Raw genomic sequence first — 15,197 nt, forward strand, 5'->3', positions numbered from 1 at the left:
CGCTAGAGTCGGCCCCCAGCGGCGGCAGCAGCCCGTCGCCGCAGGCCCGGCCCTTGAGGGAGACCCCGTGCAGATCCCCCACGACACCCGTCGCGCGCTCGACGTCGTCGTCGCGCTGGTGAACACCGCGGCCGAGGCGGACCAGCCCGACGGGCTCTCGGACGTCAGCGCGCTGCGCGGCTTCGTCCAGGAGTACTCGATCAGCGACGTCGGCGAGCTCGGCGCCCGCGACCTGGCCGGGGTCCGCACGGTTCGCGCCAAGTTCGCCCAGGTCTTCGCGGCCCCGAACGCCCGTGCGGCGTCCGTGCTGATCAACGAGCTCGTCGCGACGGCCGGCACCACCCCCCAGCTCACGGACCACGACGGCTACGACTGGCACGTGCACTACTTCGCGCCGGGCGCCTCGGTGGGCGACCACCTCGCGGCCGACGGCGGCATGGCGCTGGCCTTCATCGTGGTCTCCGGGGAAGAGGAACGGCTGCGCCGCTGCGAGGCCCCGGACTGCCGGCGTGCCTTCGTGGACCTGTCCCGGAACCGCTCGCGGCGCTACTGCGACAGCCGGACCTGCGGGAACCGGCTGCACGTGGCCGCGTACCGGGCCCGGCGCAAGGAAGCCGACGCGGGGCACTCAGAGCAGGAAGAGGTCGTGCACGGCGGCCAGCAGCAACAGGACGCCGATCACGCCTAGAAAGATCATCAGGGGCGGCTGGGAGAGGGCGAAGAGGCAGCCTCGCGGCTCCTCGGCGACAGGGGCGGGTGCCGGTGCGGGCACCGAGGGCTCACTCTGGGATGTTTCGAGCATGTCGGGGCGATGATGGCGCAGTACCATGCCATCCGTCCTCCAACACGCCATTTTCGGCGCGGGAGTTCGCCCGATCTCGTGGACCGCGGCGCTCTCGGGCCGGTCCGGGTCAGATCCCGTGCTTCTTGAGGATGGCCTCGATGTCGGAGAAGTCGTCCGCCGGGGCGGCGGCCTGCGGGTTCTTGCCCGCGGCGGGCTGCGGACGGGCACCGGAGCCGAACGAGGGCGCGGAGGCGGCCGGAGCAACAGCCTCCGGGGCCCTGCTCCCCCTGGCGGCCCGGGCCGGCTTCCCGGCGGCGCCCAGCCTGCGGCGCTCGACCGCGCGGGTGGCCATGAAGAGCAGCCAGGCCAGCCCCAGCAGCCCGAAGCCGGCCCAGACGGTCGGCTTGAAGACCATTCCGGACACCCACTCCACGACCCCCGTCAACACGAGGCCGACCGGCACCAGCGCGTACGCCGCGATCCGCGTGGCGGTCAGGAAGCGCCTGCGGTAGGCGGTCACCGCGGCGATGCCCAGGCCCGCCGCGGACACCGCTGAACAAATGGTCTCGGCGAGCATGCGGTCCTCCAGGTGTGGGCGGTCTGTCCCCCTCCATCCTGCATCGCCCCCGGCGGTACGGGCCAGGTGCGCGGCCCGCTCCGGGCGGATCTCGGGGACATCTCCGGGTCGGGCCTCCTCCCCAGGGAGTGGATCGCCGGGTCGAACGGGGTGTGCGGGGGCTGGGAGACTGTGCACATGACCGATTCCGTGATCCTCGACGTCTGGTGCGAACTCCAGTGTTCGGACTGCCACAGCGCACTGGACGACGTGCGCGCCCTGCGGGCCCGCTACGGCGACCGGCTGGACATCCGGCTGCGCCACTTCCCGCTGGAGAAGCACAAGCACGCCTTCGCCGCGGCGCAGGCCGCCGAGGAGGCCGTGGAACAGGGGCAGGGCTGGCCGTACGCGGAGGCCGTGCTGGCGCGCACCGCAGAGCTGGGTGAGCGCGGAGAGCCGGTCCTGCTGGACGTGGCACGCGGACTCGGCCTGGACGTCGAGGAGTTCGACACCGCCCTGATCGACGGGCGGCACATCCTGATCGTCGACGCCGACCAGGCCGAGGGCAAGGCGATCGGCGTCACCGGCACCCCGACGTACGTGATCGGCGGCGAGCGCCTGGACGGCGGCAAGAGCCAGGACGGCCTGCGCGCCCGCATCGAGGAGATCGCGGACCGGCTGCTCGCCTCCTGACCTCCGTCAGACGAGCGCCTTGACGGCGTTGACGGCGATGTCCCGGTAGCCGAGCGATGCGTAGAGCCGCCGGGCCGGGACGTTGCCCTCGACGACGTGCAGGCCCAGCGTGCGGGAGCCGGCGGCCAGCGCCGTGTGCTCGGCCAGCAGCATGAGGGTGCGGCCGTGCCCCCGCCCGCGGTGCTCGGCGGCGACCTCGACGTCGTAGACGTACGGGACGGGGCCGAGGCCGGGGAGGTCGCGCTCCCCCACCCACAGGGCGCCCAGGCCGCCGCCGCCCGGCCCCTCCAGGACGAGGAAGGTCGCGCCGGGGGTGTCCCGCCCGGCCGGCAGCAGCCGGGCGTGTTCGGCGCGCGAGGCGGCCAGGCCCTGTTCGGCGGTCATGCCCGGGGCGGTGAGGCGCCCGGCGTACTCCACGATGCCCGGCTCGAGCCAGGCGTCGAACTCGGCCTCCGTCATCGGGCGGCCCGTGCTGTCCGCCGGGAGGGCGGGCGGCTCGGCGGGCAGGTCCTTGGCCATGACCCGGCCGGTCTCCCGGTAGCCGAGGGCCGTCGCGAGCCGCAGCGCCCGGGGCGCGTCGGCCGGCACCGACACGGCGATGCTCGTGCAGCGCCAGGAGCGCAGCACCTCTTCGGCGGCGAGCGCGGCGACCGTGCCGCGCCCGCGCCCGCGGTCCGGTTCGTCGATCCACAGCCCCCGGATCACCCCGACCTGCGGCTGTGCCGCGGAGCGGGTGGCGAGTTCGAGGCTGCCGACGTGCCGGCTGTTGACCCGGACCGCGTACGTCCGCGAACGGGTGCCGTCACTGTGCTGCTGGAGCGGCTGCGCGGGCCGCAGGGTGGTGGTCATCACCTCGTGTTGTACCTGCCCGGCGGCCGCGCGTACACCGGGTTCACGGATCGAGGTCGGTCCCGGCCTTCGCGTCGAAGATCCGCATGGCCTCGGCGGTGACCGGTCCGGGGGCGGCGGCGAGCTCCCGGCCGTCGATGCGCAGGACCGCCTGGACGTCGCGCAGCGAGGAGGTCAGGAAGACCTCCTCGGCCCGTTCGAGCACGTCGAAGGGCAGGTCGGTCTCCTTGGCCCCGGCCCATTCGACGACCAGGGCGCGGGTGATGCCCGCCAGGCAGCCCGAGGCCAGGGGCGGAGTGTGCAGTTCTCCGTCGAGCACGACGAAGACGTTGGAGCCGGTGCCCTCGCAGAGCCGTCCCACGGTGTTGGCGAGGAGCGCCTCGGAGGCCCCGGCGCGGTGGGCGGCGGCGAGGGCGACGACGTTCTCGGCGTACGAGGTGGTCTTCAGGCCGGCCACGGCGGAGCGCTCGTTGCGCACCCAGTCCACCCGCAGGACTGCGGTGGTGTCCGGGCGGCGTACGGACTCCGCGACGGCGGCGACCAGGGTGGGCGCCGCGTCCCCGCGGTCGGAGCCGAGCGGGGAGAGGCCGCCGGTGTAGGTGACGCGCAGCCGCCCGAAGGGCATCGGGTTGGCTTCCAGCACGGCCGCGCACGCGCGGCGCACCTCGTCGAGGTCGGGATCCGGGAGGCCGAGACCGCGGGCCGAGCGGGTCAGCCGCTCCAGGTGGCGGGTGAGCGCGAAGGCCCGCCCGCCCTCCGCCTTGAGCGTCTCGAACACGCCGTCGCCCACGGTCAGCCCGTGGTCGAAGACCGACACCTTCGCGTCGTCCACGTCCCGCAGCGCTCCATCGAGCCAGATCCTCACCGTACGGCTCCTCTCAAAGCCCGTTCATCCCGTTCGTCCTGCCTGGTACGCCCCTGACGCTACCCGCAGGAGGCGGGCGGCCTTGAGTTCCGTCTCCGCCCACTCCCGGTCGGGGTCGGAGCCCCACGTGATGCCCGCGCCGGTGCCGAACAGCAGACGGGGGCCGCCGGGGGCCGCCCGGTCGATCCAGAAGGTGCGGATGCCGACGGCGAGCTCCGCGGTGCCCCGGTCGGCGTCGACCCAGCCGATGCCGCCGCAGTACGGGCCGCGCGGGGCGGTCTCCAGGGCCTCGATGATCCGCAGGGCGGAGGACTTGGGCGCCCCGGTGACGGAGCCGGGCGGGAAGGCGGCGGCGAGCAGCTCGGGCCAGCCTGCGCCGTCGGCGAGCTCGCCGCTGACCGTGGAGACGAGGTGGACCAGTCCCGGGTGCTCCTCGACGGCGCACAGCTCGGGGACGGTGACCGAGCCGGTGGCACAGACCCGGCCCAGGTCGTTGCGCACCAGGTCCACGATCATCACGTTCTCGGCGTGGTCCTTGGGGAGCAGGTCGGCGACGGTGCGGCCGGTGCCCTTGATCGGGCCGGACTCGATGCGGCGGCCGGTGCGGCGCAGGAAGAGCTCCGGGGAGGCGGTGGCGATCTCGACGCCGTGGGCCCGGAGCCGAATCGTTCCTGCGTACGGCGCGGGGTTGCCGCGGGCGAGCAGCGCGGTGAGGTCGTCCACGTCCGCGCCGGCCGGGTCGGGGAGCGGCGCGGACATCACTCGGCAGAGATTGGCCTGGTACACCTCGCCCGCGGCGATGTGCTCGCGGATGCGGCGGACGCCGGCGACGTAGGCGGCGCGGTCGAGCGAGCTGGACCACTGGTCGGCCTCGGGGCCCCGCCAGGCGCCGGGTCGCGGCACGGGGACGGGGTCGGGGCGTATGTCTCCGAAGCGCGCGCAGACGAGCCGCCCTTCGAAGTCGGCGGTCACCGCCCAGAAGCCGGAGGAGTCCAGGGCGGCGGGATCGCTGGTCACGTCCCGGAGGTCGGTCGCGAGGAGGCCGCCGAAGCGGGCCATGGGAGGCAGGTCGTGCACGGCTGCGAGTCTATGACCGCTGACGCGGCGGCGCCGGTGAGGTGAAGGCGGGGTGACCGCCGGTGATCGAGCGGCAGCACGCTGCGGAAACGCGTTTTTGAGCTGGCCCCGGAATCCGCTAGAGTTCAACACGTCGCCAGGGAGCGAAGGGGGAGAACCCCGGAGCGAACACGGTGACCTGCGGACGTAGCTCAGTTGGTAGAGCACCACCTTGCCAAGGTGGATGTCGCGAGTTCGAGTCTCGTCGTCCGCTCGAAGTGGGGGATTTCTTCCCGAGAACCCCCGCAGCTCCATGGTGGAGTGGCCGAGAGGCGAGGCAACGGCCTGCAAAGCCGTCTACACGGGTTCAAATCCCGTCTCCACCTCCAAGGACGATTAGCTCAGCGGGAGAGCGCTTCCCTGACACGGAAGAGGTCACTGGTTCAATCCCAGTATCGTCCACTGATCCGCGAGGATCCCCGCGCGATTAGCTCAGCGGGAGAGCGCTTCCCTGACACGGAAGAGGTCACTGGTTCAATCCCAGTATCGCGCACGCAGCACCCCGCACCACCTGTTTCACCTGCGGCTTCTGCCGTTCCCGCGCGATTAGCTCAGCGGGAGAGCGCTTCCCTGACACGGAAGAGGTCACTGGTTCAATCCCAGTATCGCGCACCATCCGAAAGCCCCGGCCGTCTCGACGGCCGGGGCTTTCGCGTTCCTCCCGCAGCGGGAGGACGCCCTCTCAGGAGGAGAAGAGCATCCGGCCGAAGCCGCCCTTGCGGTGGCCGTGGTGGCCGTGCCCGTGTCCCCCGTGGTGCGGAGCGCCCCAGGCCGGGGCCGGGGCCGCGTGCGGGGCCGGGTAGGCGGCCGGGGGTGCGGCGGGCGGAGGCGCCTGGCCGTACTGCTGGGCGGTGTACTGGGACTCCAGGCGGGTCAGCGCCTCCAGCTCGCCGTAGTCGAGGAAGATGCCGCGGCAGCCGCTGCACTGCTCGATCTGGACACCGTTGCGGTTGTAGGTGTGCATCATCGCGTGACACTTCGGACACTGCATGACCGGATCAACTCCTCGCCGTGGACGTCGCCATCGGATGCATGCCCGATGGCGGGAGACTCACCCTACGGCGGAGGCGCGGAGTCGAAGTCGGCCGGGAGGGTGGCGATTCGGGCACATGCGTCCGCCATCAGCCGTTCGTCGTCGTCGAGTCGGCGGCCGCCCTCCGCCGCCTTGGCCACGGCCAGGGCCGCCGTCTGCACGGTGAGCGCCCGGGCGGCGAGGTCGAGTTCCGGCCAGGGGTCGCTGCCGGGCGCACCGGCCGCCGGTCCGCCCGCGGACCGGTAGGCGTCGAGGAAGCGCAGCCAGGTGGCGGCGTCGAGCAGCCCGGCCGCGTACCAGGCGGCCGGGCGGGCCAGGTCCCAGGCGGGGGCGCCGAGACCGAGGTCGTCGACGTCGATGAGGAGCCAGGCGCCCGCCGGGGCGGGATGGCGCACCAACTGCCCCAGGTGCAGGTCCCCGTGGCACAGGGCCCCGCCGGGCGGGGGCTCCGCCCGGCCGCGCGCCCAGGCGGGCAGGGTCCGGGCGGCGGCCCGTACGGCGCGCGCGGCGGCGGGCTCGGCCCCCAGGGGCTCCGCCCGCGCCAGACGGCCCAGGGCGCGGGCGAGCTTGGCCGGCCCGCGCATCGGCGGGACCGGGCCGGGGATCGCGTCGGGCGGTGTCCGGTGCAGGGAGGCCAGCAGCCGGCCGGCCTCCTCCCAGGGCGCGTCCGCGGGGCGCTCCGGATCGACGGGAGCGCCGTAGGGCCAGAGGGAGGCGGGCCTGCCGTGCACGGACCCGGTCCCGGGGCGCAGGGGCGCCAGCAGCACCCCGGCCAGGGCCGGGTGGGCGGCGATCCCCAGCCGTACGGCGAGGGCGTCCCGGTCCGCGTCCTCGGCGTGCGCCTTGGCCACGGCGGCCCCGCAGCGCACCACGGTCCCGTCGTGCCGGTCGGCGAGCAGCTCGTACTCCCGGCGGCGGCCGTCCGAGGCCCAGGCCGCGAGGGCGGCGGGCAGTGCGGGGCGGCTCACGCGCCCGGCGGTTCGTCGCTCCAGCGGAACCAGGCCTCCTCGCCGTCGATGTGCAGCAGGAAGTCGGCGACGGGCCCGTTCGGCGACACCAGGGCCAGGGCCTGCGGGATGGGCTCGTACGCGGCGTCGAAGCGCTCGTCGTGGACCTCCGCCTCCAGGAGCGCCAGGACCGCTTCGAACCAGGGCCTGACCTCGGCGAAGGCGGGCTCGGGCGTGAACCTGCCGCGGAGCCACGGGAAATCGGCCTCCGTGATGGTGATGGTGCCCAGCAGTGCGCCCCGGCGCATGAGCCGCCACCCGCCGTCGTTCCCGGTCATCGGCCCTCCCTCTTCCGGGGGAAGGGTACGGCGGCGGCGCGGGCGGGCGCGAAAAAGGGTGCTGCCCGTCCGACTCCCCAGTCGTACGGGCAGCACCCTTCACCTGCCGTCCGTCGTCACGCCCCCGTCCCCACGGGGTGTGACCGGCCGATTCCCGGGCCGCTCTCCCGGTCTGTGGCGCCGCTCAGCGCCCCAGCATCGCGCCCACGGACGACGCCTGTGCCGCCACCTGGTCGAAGCCTCCGAAGAGGAAGAGCAGGAGGGCGGCCAGGGGGAGCACCATCGCGGCGGCCACCAACGGGTGCCGCGTGCCGGACTCATGGCCGTTGAACGCGAATGCCTTGCGTCCCTGCCGTGCGGTGTCCGCCATGGTCCTCTCCCTGTCGTTGACAGCGGCGGGCTCGTGACCTCGGGGGACGAGTGCGCCACCCGCCGCTTGTCTTCAACACTAGGCGCGCGGGGGCTTCCCGGCCTCATGCCCTCGTACCCATTGCCGGGCCTCCATGAGGATGACGGACAGCGGTCGGTGTACTCCCCTGGGTGGAGACCGCTCCCCCGGTGTCGGGGTCTTCCCGGAGGGGGTCAGCGCAGGGTGGTGACTTCGCTCACTTCCGTCACTCCCTGTTGATGTGAGTACGCCGGTGGGGCGCGGGCACGACCGGCCCGCCGGTGCACGCCGTACGGCCGCCCGCGACCCGGGCCCGGACGACCATGATCGCCCAACCCCCTTGCCCGGGGCCCGGATTGATCAAGCGGTCCGTCCCGGTGCCCGGACCGGCACGAATCCTTGAGGGTCCCTCAAGTGTGCTGCTGCGCACTGACGATCGAATCCCCCGGCGAGGGCGCGGCCTCTGAGCGCTCATGCCGGATGGTCCGTAAGCTGTGCCACGTCAACAGGACGACCGGTCAGCGGGGTGGACATGGCGATGATGCGGCTCCGGCGCGAGGACCCGCGTGTCGTCGGCTCGTTCAGACTGCACCGACGGCTCGGCGCCGGCGGCATGGGCGTGGTCTACCTGGGATCGGACCGGCGGGGGCAGCGCGTCGCGCTCAAGGTCATCCGGCCGGATCTGGCCGAGGACCAGGAGTTCCGCTCCCGGTTCGCCCGCGAGGTGTCCGCCGCCCGCCGCATCCGCGGCGGGTGCACCGCACGCCTGGTGGCGGCGGATCTGGACGCCGAGCGGCCGTGGTTCGCGACCCAGTACGTCCCCGGGCCCTCCCTGCACGACAAGGTGGCCGAGGAAGGACCCCTGGCGGCCGCGCAGATCGCCGCCATCGGTGCCGCGCTCTCCGAGGGCCTGGTGGCCGTGCACGAGGCCGGGGTCGTCCACCGCGACCTCAAGCCCTCGAACATCCTCCTCTCCCCCAAGGGCCCTCGGATCATCGACTTCGGGATCGCCTGGGCCACCGGGGCGAGCACCCTGACCCACGTGGGAACGGCCGTGGGCTCCCCCGGCTTCCTCGCGCCCGAACAGGTGCGCGGCGCCGCCGTCACCCCCGCCACGGACGTCTTCGCCCTCGGCGCCACCCTCGCCTACGCGGCGACGGCGGACTCGCCCTTCGGGCACGGCAGTTCCGAGGTCATGCTGTACCGGGTGGTGCACGAGGAGCCGCACCTCGTCGGGGTCCCGGACGCGCTGGCGCCCCTCGTACGGGCCTGCCTGGCCAAGGATCCCGAGGAGCGGCCCAGCACGCTCCAGCTGTCGATGCGGCTCAAGGAGATCGCGGCCCGCGAGGCGCAGGGCCTGTCCGACGGGCGCCCGCCGGTGCAGCGGGCCCGCGTGGAGCGGCCGACGGGCCGGCTCGCGGAGGAGTACGCCGACCAGCGCACGGAGCGTCGTACCGGCGGCTCGAGCGCGCCCCGGCCCCAGGGCGGACCTCCCTCGCGGCCCTCGTCCTCCCGCAATCCGCGCACTCCGGGCGGCCCGTCCTCCCGGCCGACGGGGGGGCGTACGGGCGGCCGCCCGGGCCCCCGGACGACGGGGACGGGCCGGCGGCCCTCGCGGCCCGACCCGAAGCTGATGCGGCAGCGGCTGATCGTGTTCGTCGTGGTCACGCTGATCGTGGCGCTGGGCATCGCCGCCGCCCAGCAGTTCTGACCCGGGGCCCAGAGCCGGGGCCCGGGGCGCGGCCGCTACGCGCCGGCGCGGCCCTGGGCCACCGCGTAGAAGGCCACCGCGGCCGCGGCGCCCACGTTCAGCGAGTCCACGCCGTGCGCCATGGGGATGCGCACCCATTCGTCGGCGGCGACCAGCGCCTGCGTGGACAGGCCGTCCCCTTCGGCGCCGAGCATCAGCGCGACCCGGTCCAGGGACTGGGGGGCGGCCGCGTCGATGGGCGAGGCCTTCTGGTGCGGGGTGAGGGCCAGCAGCTTGAAGCCGGCCTCGCGGACCGAGTCCAGGCCCTTGGGCCACGCGTCCAGGCGGGCGTAGGGGACGGAGAACACCGCGCCCATGGAGACCTTCACCGAGCGGCGGTAGAGCGGGTCCGCGCAGTCGGGCGACAGCAGCACCGCGTCCATGCCGAGGGCGGCGGCGCTGCGGAAGATGGCCCCGATGTTGGTGTGGTCGTTGACCGCTTCCATGATGACGACGCGGCGGGTGGTGGCGAGGAGCTCCTCGGCCGTCGGCAGCGGCTTGCGCTGCATGGAGGCGAGGGCGCCGCGGTGCACGTGGTAGCCGGTGACGCGTTCGGCGAGCTCCGGGCTGACGGCGTAGACCGGGGCGGGGAGTTCGTCGATGACATCGCGCATGACGTCGACCCACTTGGCGGAGAGCAGCATCGAGCGCATCTCGTACCCGGCGTCCTTGGCCCGTCTGATGACCTTCTCGCCCTCGGCGATGAAGAGGCCTTCCGCGGGCTCGCGCCTGCGCCGGAGTTCGACGTCGGTCAGGCCCGTGTAGTCGCGCAGGCGCGGGTCGTCGGGGTCTTCGACGGTGATGAGATCAGCCACAGGGTGATACTGCCTTGTCCTGGGTGCGGTGCCAACGGCCTGTCAGGCGCTGGTGCCGGGGCGGGCGCCGGGGTCGAGGACGGTGACGACCTCGCCGATGACGATGACGGCGGGCGGGCGGACCTCCTCGGCGCGGACCGTCTCCCCGACGGTCGCGAGGGTGGCGTCCACCCGGCGCTGGGTGGCGGTGGTGCCCTCCTGGATCACGGCGACGGGGGTCCCGGCGGGCTTCCCGTGGCGCACGAGGGCCTCGGCGATCGAGCCGATCTTGTCGACGCCCATGAGGATGACGAGGGTGCCGGTGAGTTTGGCGAGGGAGGCCCAGTCCACGAGGGAGCGCGGGTCCTCGGGGCCGACGTGGCCGCTGACCACGGTGAACTCGTGGGCGACGCCCCGGTGGGTGACCGGGATGCCGGCGGCGCCGGGCACCGAGATGGAGCTGGAGATGCCGGGGACGACGGTGCAGGCGATGCCGGCCTCGGCGAGCGCCTGGAGCTCCTCCATGCCGCGGCCGAAGACGTACGGGTCCCCGCCCTTGAGGCGGACCACGGCCTTGCCGGCCTTGGCGTGCTCGATCAGGGCGCTGTTGATGGCCTCCTGGGCCATGTACCGGCCGTACGGGATCTTCGCGGCGTCGATGACCTCGACGTGCGGGGGGAGCTCGTCGAGCAGGTCGCGGGGGCCGAGCCGGTCGGCGATGACGACATCGGCCTCGGCGAGGAGGCGGCGGCCGCGCACGGTGATGAGGTCGGGGTCGCCGGGGCCGCCGCCGACGAGGGAGACGCCGGGGGTGTGGGCGCGGGCCGCCGTGAGGGAGCCGTCGCGCAGTCCTTCGACGACCGCGTCACGGACGGCCGCGGAGCGGCGGGGGTCGTTGCCGCTGAGCACGGCGACGGTGACGCCCTCCACCCGGCCGGTGGCCGGGGTCCAGGCGGTGGCGGCCTCGGCGTCGTCGGCGCGGACGCACCAGATCCGCTCGCGCTCGGCTTCGGCTGAGGCCCGGTCGTTGGCCTCGCGGTCCCGGGTGGCGATGAGTGCGTACCAGGCCGCGGCGAGGTCCCCGTCCTCGTAGCGGCGGCGCTCCCAGCAGATCTCGCCGGTCTCGGCCATGGCGTCCACGGAGGGGGTGGCGGAGGGCGAGATGAGGACGATCTCGGCGCCGGCCGCGATGAGCGCGGGCAGGCGGCGCTGGGCGACCTGTCCGCCGCCGATGACGACGACACGGCGGCCGGCGAGCCTCAGGCCGACGGGGTACGCGGGGTGTTCAGCCATGGCGGTGCGGCTCCTGAGTGGCGGCGGTGGTTCTCTGCGAGCGTGCCGCTGCGACGCTGGAGCGGCTGGGTTGACGTGCGGTTTCCGGTGTCCGGGTCCACGATACGACCCGCGGGGTCGGGGGTCCCGGCAGGGGCGAGGTCATGGGGGGACCCTGGGGCCCCGCCCCAGGCCCGCGCCCCGAACGCCGGCGGGGCTGAATTCTGGCTGAGCCGGGCGCACCGGTGCTGCCGGCAGGCTGGATCGCGCGGAGCGCGATGACCAGCCCCGCCGTGGGTCCGGGGGCGGAGCCCCCGGTGGCGGCGCCGCAGCGGCTACTTCTCGGTGACGCCCGCCGAGTCGAACGTGGCGACCTCGTGCATCGCGCGGGCCGCGCTCTGCACCAGCGGGAGGGCCAGCAGGGCGCCCGTGCCCTCCCCGAGGCGGAGGTCCAGGTCGACCAGGGGGCGCAGGCCGAGCTTGTTCAGGGCCGCGACATGGCCCGGCTCCGCACTGCGGTGGCCCGCGATGCACGCCGACAGGGCCTCGGGGGCGATGGCCCGGGCCACCAGGGCGGCCGCGCCCGCGCTCACGCCGTCCAGGATGACCGGGGTGCGCAGGGAAGCTCCGCCGAGGAGGAGGCCGACGATCGCCGCGTGCTCCAGGCCGCCGACGGCCGCCAGGACGCCGATCGGGTCCGCCGGGTCCGGCTGGTGGAGGTCCAGGGCGCGGCGTACGACCTCGACCTTGCGGGCGTGGGTCTCGTCGTTGATGCCCGTGCCGCGGCCGGTCACCTCGGCCGGGTCGACCCCGGTGAAGACCGAGATCAGCGCGGCGGACACGGTGGTGTTCGCGATGCCCATCTCGCCGGTGAGCAGGGCCTTGTTGCCCGCCGCGACCAGGTCGCGGGCGGTCTCGATGCCGACCTCGATGGCCGCGACGGCCTCCTCGCGGGTCATCGCCGGACCGGTGGAGAGGTCGGCGGTGCCCGGGCGGACCTTGCGCGGGAGCAGGCCGGGGGTGGCGGGCAGGTCACCCGCGACACCCACGTCGATCACGCAGACCTCGGCGCCGACCTGGTTGGCGAAGGCGTTGCAGACGGCGCCGCCGCCCAGGAAGTTGGCCACCATCTGGGTGGTGACCTCCTGCGGCCACGGAGTGACGCCCTGGGCGTGCACGCCGTGGTCACCGGCGAAGATCGCGACGGCCGCGGGCTCCGGGATCGGCGGCGGGCAGACCCGGGAGAGGCCGCTGAGCTGGGCCGAGATGATCTCCAGCATGCCCAGGGCCCCGGCGGGCTTGGTCATGCGCTTCTGCCGCTCCCACGCCTCGCCGAGCGCCTTGGCGTCGAGCGGGCGGATGCCGGCGACGGTCTCGGAGAGCAGGTCGTGCGGCTCTTCGCCGGGCAGCGCGCGGCGCCCGTACGTCTCCTCGTGGACGACCCAGGACAGCGGGCGGCGCTGGGACCAGCCCGCCTGCGCGAGCTCGGGCTCCTCGGGGAACTCGTCGACGTACCCGACGCACAGGTAGGCGACGACCTCCAGGTGCTCCGGCAGGCCGAGCGCGCGGACCATCTCGCGCTCGTCGAAGAAGCTGACCCAGCCGACACCGAGGCCTTCGGCGCGCGCGGCGAGCCAGAGGTTCTCGACGGCGAGGGCCGAGGAGTACGGGGCCATCTGCGGCTGGGTGTGCCGGCCGAGGGTGTGGCGGCCGCCGCGGGTGGGGTCGGCGGTGACGACGATGTTCACCGGGGTGTCGAGGATGGCCTCGATCTTGAGTTCCTTGAACTGCTTCGCCCGGGCCTTGGGCAGGGAGTTCGCGTAGGCCTCGCGCTGGCGCTGGGCGAGCTCGTGCATCGTCCGGCGGGTTTCGGCGGAGCGGATGACGACGAAGTCCCAGGGCTGGGAGTGGCCGACGCTGGGCGCGGTGTGGGCCGCTTCCAGGACGCGGAGCAGCACCTCGTGCGGGATCGGGTCGGTGCGGAAGCCCTTGCGGATGTCGCGGCGCTCGCGCATGACGCGCAGGACGGCTTCGCGCTCGGCGTCGTCGTAGGCGGGAGCCGGGTCGCCTGCGGCGGGCTCGGCGGGCAGGAACTCGGGCTGGGCTTCGGTCTCGGCTTCGGCGGCCGGGGGCTCGGCCTCCACCGGCTCGGTTTCCGCCGGGGCCTGTGCGTGGACCGGCTCCGCCGCGAGGGGCTCCACCGTGACGGGCTCGGCCGGGGCCGCCGCGAGGGGCTCCGCCGGGGCGGCCGGGACGGGCTCCGCCGGGACGGGCTCCGCGGCCGCGGGCTGCGGCTCCGCGGCCGGCGCCTCGGGCTGGGCCGGCACGGGTGCCGGCGTGACGAGGGCGGCCGGCTCGGCGGCGGCCGCCTCGGGCTGGGCCGGCACGGGGGCCGGCGTGACGAGGGCGGCCGGCTCGGCGGCGGCCGCCTCGGGCTGGGCCGGCTCGGGCTGGGCCGCCTCCGCGGGCGTCGGCCCGGCGAAGGGCTCGGCGAGGGCCTGGGCGTGCTCCGGCGCCGGAACCACCGCTTCCGCGGGGGCGGGCGCCGGGACGAACTCCGGCTCGGGCTGCGGTTCCGGGGCGGCGGCCTCGACCGGGACGGGGGCCGGGGCGGGCTCCGGTTCGGCGACGGGCGCCGGCGCGGCCTCCGGCTCGGGCGCGGCCGCCACGACCGGCTCGGGTACGGCGGCCAGGACCGGCTCGGGCGCGGCCGCCACGACCGGCTCGGGTACGGCGGCCAGGACCGGCTCGGGCGCGGCCGCCACGACGGGCTCCGGCACGGCGGGGGCGACCGGCTCCTGCACGACGGCGACAACCGGCTCCGCCTCCGGCACGACGGCAGCGACCGGCTCCTGTGCGGCGGCCACGACCGGCTCCGGCTCAGGGACGGCGACCGGCTGGGGCTCGGGCTGGGCCTCCGGCTGGGCTTCGGGTTCGGCGGCCTCGGGAGCCGGGACGGCGACCGGCGCCGGCTCCGGGGCCCAGGGGGCGCCGGCCTGCGGCGGGATGTCGGTCAGCTGCGGCGCGGGGGCCGCGGGGAGGTCCAGGTACTCCGGACCCGTGGCCGGCGGGCCGGACCGGCGCACGGGCGCGGGCGCCGCGGCGGGACCCCGGTCCGCGAGGGACCGTACGACTCCGCCGGTGGCCTCGGGCACGGGCGGACCCATGTGCAGCGGACGCCGGACCGGGGCGGCGGGGGCGGCCTGGGCCGGCGCGGCGGGCGGAGGCACGACGAGCCCGCCGAGGTCGAGGGCGCCGGAGTCACGGCCGCCGGTCTCGTGGGCGCCGGCGCCGTAGGACGGGAACTCGGGGTACGCGGCCGGCTCGTGGTAGGCCGGAGCCTCCTGGTAGGCCGGCTCGGTGCCGTACGGCGCGTCCCCGTAGAGGGAGGGCTCGACGGGGAAGGCGGGGGCCGGCGGGACCACCTGCGGGTCGCTCCACGCGCCCTGGCCGCTCGGCATCAGGAGCAGTTCCTCGTCCTCCGGCCCGGCCGGGTCGTCCACGAGGTCCTGGAAGGCGTAGCCGGCGGGCAGCGGGGGCTGGAGCTGGACCTGAGCGGGGATGCCCTGCTGATCCACCATGCCCGCGTTGTCCGGGTGACCCTCGCCCGGGACCTGGCCGGTGTCAGTCATGCGTACCCCTCGCCCATCGGTTCTGCCTCTTCGATCGCCCGGTCGCCACGAGGCCTCCCCGCCGGACTTCCGTGCGGGGCCGCCCTGCGGCGCCCTTGCCGCACGTGCGCCTGCGCGACAACCACTAAGCATTGTCGCGCCCGTTCGCCACCGCGGCGGCCATAACCGCCACGGTCCGCT

General features: G+C 74.9%; 14 protein-coding genes and 5 tRNA genes. 8 read left to right on the plus strand and 11 right to left on the minus strand.

Annotation, left to right across the window (positions count from 1 at the left end):
* The first annotated feature begins 67 nt into the window (after positions 1 to 67).
* A complete protein-coding gene (locus BGK67_RS08420; RefSeq protein ID WP_069919494.1) occupies positions 68 to 688 on the plus strand; it encodes a CGNR zinc finger domain-containing protein in 621 nt (206 codons plus the stop codon).
* 223 nt (positions 689 to 911) lie between these two features.
* Here BGK67_RS08420 and BGK67_RS08425 read toward each other — a convergent pair whose 3' ends face one another.
* Positions 912 to 1,361 (minus strand): hypothetical protein, encoded by a 450-nt coding sequence (locus BGK67_RS08425; RefSeq protein WP_069919495.1) that lies wholly within the window; start codon positions 1,359 to 1,361, stop codon positions 912 to 914.
* A gap of 177 nt (positions 1,362 to 1,538) precedes the next feature.
* On the opposite strand from BGK67_RS08425, the gene BGK67_RS08430 reads away from it, so the two are divergent.
* Positions 1,539 to 2,033, plus strand: coding sequence for a DsbA family protein (locus BGK67_RS08430; protein ID WP_069923711.1), 495 nt, complete (start codon positions 1,539 to 1,541; stop codon positions 2,031 to 2,033).
* 6 nt (positions 2,034 to 2,039) lie between these two features.
* Here BGK67_RS08430 and BGK67_RS08435 read toward each other — a convergent pair whose 3' ends face one another.
* Genes BGK67_RS08435 through BGK67_RS08445 form a run of 3 tightly spaced genes read right to left on the minus strand, consistent with a single transcriptional unit; the run spans position 2,040 to position 4,824 of the window.
* The gene (locus BGK67_RS08435) at positions 2,040 to 2,882 is read right to left on the minus strand and encodes a GNAT family N-acetyltransferase (RefSeq protein ID WP_069919496.1); all 843 of its coding nucleotides are present in this window, start codon (positions 2,880 to 2,882) and stop codon (positions 2,040 to 2,042) included.
* A gap of 43 nt (positions 2,883 to 2,925) precedes the next feature.
* The gene (locus BGK67_RS08440) at positions 2,926 to 3,747 is read right to left on the minus strand and encodes an aminotransferase class IV (RefSeq protein WP_069919497.1); all 822 of its coding nucleotides are present in this window, start codon (positions 3,745 to 3,747) and stop codon (positions 2,926 to 2,928) included.
* Between the two features lie 24 nt (positions 3,748 to 3,771).
* Positions 3,772 to 4,824, minus strand: coding sequence for a chorismate-binding protein (locus tag BGK67_RS08445; RefSeq protein ID WP_069919498.1), 1,053 nt, complete (start codon positions 4,822 to 4,824; stop codon positions 3,772 to 3,774).
* A 180-nt stretch (positions 4,825 to 5,004) separates the two neighbouring features.
* On the opposite strand from BGK67_RS08445, the gene BGK67_RS08450 reads away from it, so the two are divergent.
* The 5 genes from BGK67_RS08450 to BGK67_RS08470 all read left to right on the plus strand — a co-directional run bounded on the left by BGK67_RS08450 (position 5,005) and on the right by BGK67_RS08470 (position 5,478).
* A tRNA-Gly gene (locus tag BGK67_RS08450) sits at positions 5,005 to 5,077 on the plus strand.
* A gap of 41 nt (positions 5,078 to 5,118) precedes the next feature.
* Positions 5,119 to 5,192, plus strand: a tRNA-Cys gene (locus BGK67_RS08455).
* A 1-nt stretch (position 5,193) separates the two neighbouring features.
* Positions 5,194 to 5,265 (plus strand) — tRNA-Val (locus BGK67_RS08460).
* 19 nt (positions 5,266 to 5,284) lie between these two features.
* A tRNA-Val gene (locus BGK67_RS08465) sits at positions 5,285 to 5,356 on the plus strand.
* 47 nt (positions 5,357 to 5,403) lie between these two features.
* Positions 5,404 to 5,478: transfer RNA gene (locus BGK67_RS08470), tRNA-Val, on the plus strand.
* A gap of 67 nt (positions 5,479 to 5,545) precedes the next feature.
* Here BGK67_RS08470 and BGK67_RS08475 read toward each other — a convergent pair.
* The 4 genes from BGK67_RS08475 to BGK67_RS08490 form a co-directional block, all read right to left on the minus strand.
* On the minus strand, positions 5,546 to 5,854 hold the full coding sequence (locus BGK67_RS08475; RefSeq protein ID WP_069919499.1) for a TFIIB-type zinc ribbon-containing protein: 309 nt from the start codon (positions 5,852 to 5,854) through the stop codon (positions 5,546 to 5,548).
* 65 nt (positions 5,855 to 5,919) lie between these two features.
* Positions 5,920 to 6,849, minus strand: coding sequence for a phosphotransferase family protein (locus tag BGK67_RS08480; protein WP_244291438.1), 930 nt, complete (start codon positions 6,847 to 6,849; stop codon positions 5,920 to 5,922).
* 11 nt (positions 6,850 to 6,860) lie between these two features.
* Positions 6,861 to 7,181, minus strand: coding sequence for a hypothetical protein (locus tag BGK67_RS08485; RefSeq protein ID WP_069923713.1), 321 nt, complete (start codon positions 7,179 to 7,181; stop codon positions 6,861 to 6,863).
* Positions 7,182 to 7,365: 184 nt separating this feature from the next.
* Positions 7,366 to 7,551, minus strand: coding sequence for a hypothetical protein (locus BGK67_RS08490; protein ID WP_069919500.1), 186 nt, complete (start codon positions 7,549 to 7,551; stop codon positions 7,366 to 7,368).
* Positions 7,552 to 8,101: 550 nt separating this feature from the next.
* Here BGK67_RS08490 and BGK67_RS08495 point away from each other — a divergent pair.
* A complete protein-coding gene (locus tag BGK67_RS08495; RefSeq protein WP_079154574.1) occupies positions 8,102 to 9,280 on the plus strand; it encodes a serine/threonine-protein kinase in 1,179 nt (392 codons plus the stop codon).
* A 35-nt stretch (positions 9,281 to 9,315) separates the two neighbouring features.
* Here BGK67_RS08495 and BGK67_RS08500 read toward each other — a convergent pair whose 3' ends face one another.
* The 3 genes from BGK67_RS08500 to cobT all read right to left on the minus strand — a co-directional run bounded on the left by BGK67_RS08500 (position 9,316) and on the right by cobT (position 15,017).
* The gene (locus tag BGK67_RS08500; protein WP_069919501.1) at positions 9,316 to 10,134 is read right to left on the minus strand and encodes a TrmH family RNA methyltransferase; all 819 of its coding nucleotides are present in this window, start codon (positions 10,132 to 10,134) and stop codon (positions 9,316 to 9,318) included.
* A 42-nt stretch (positions 10,135 to 10,176) separates the two neighbouring features.
* Positions 10,177 to 11,406 carry a uroporphyrinogen-III C-methyltransferase gene (gene cobA / locus BGK67_RS08505; protein WP_069919502.1) on the minus strand — a complete coding sequence of 410 codons (1,230 nt, stop codon included), beginning with the start codon at positions 11,404 to 11,406 and terminating at the stop codon, positions 10,177 to 10,179.
* A gap of 314 nt (positions 11,407 to 11,720) precedes the next feature.
* Complete coding sequence (cobT, locus tag BGK67_RS08510; protein WP_069919503.1) at positions 11,721 to 15,017, minus strand: nicotinate-nucleotide--dimethylbenzimidazole phosphoribosyltransferase; 3,297 nt, start codon at positions 15,015 to 15,017, stop codon at positions 11,721 to 11,723.
* Positions 15,018 to 15,197 lie beyond the last annotated feature (180 nt).

Origin of the sequence: Streptomyces subrutilus, from assembly GCF_001746425.1 — a bacterium.
GTDB lineage: Bacteria > Actinomycetota > Actinomycetes > Streptomycetales > Streptomycetaceae > Streptomyces > Streptomyces subrutilus_A.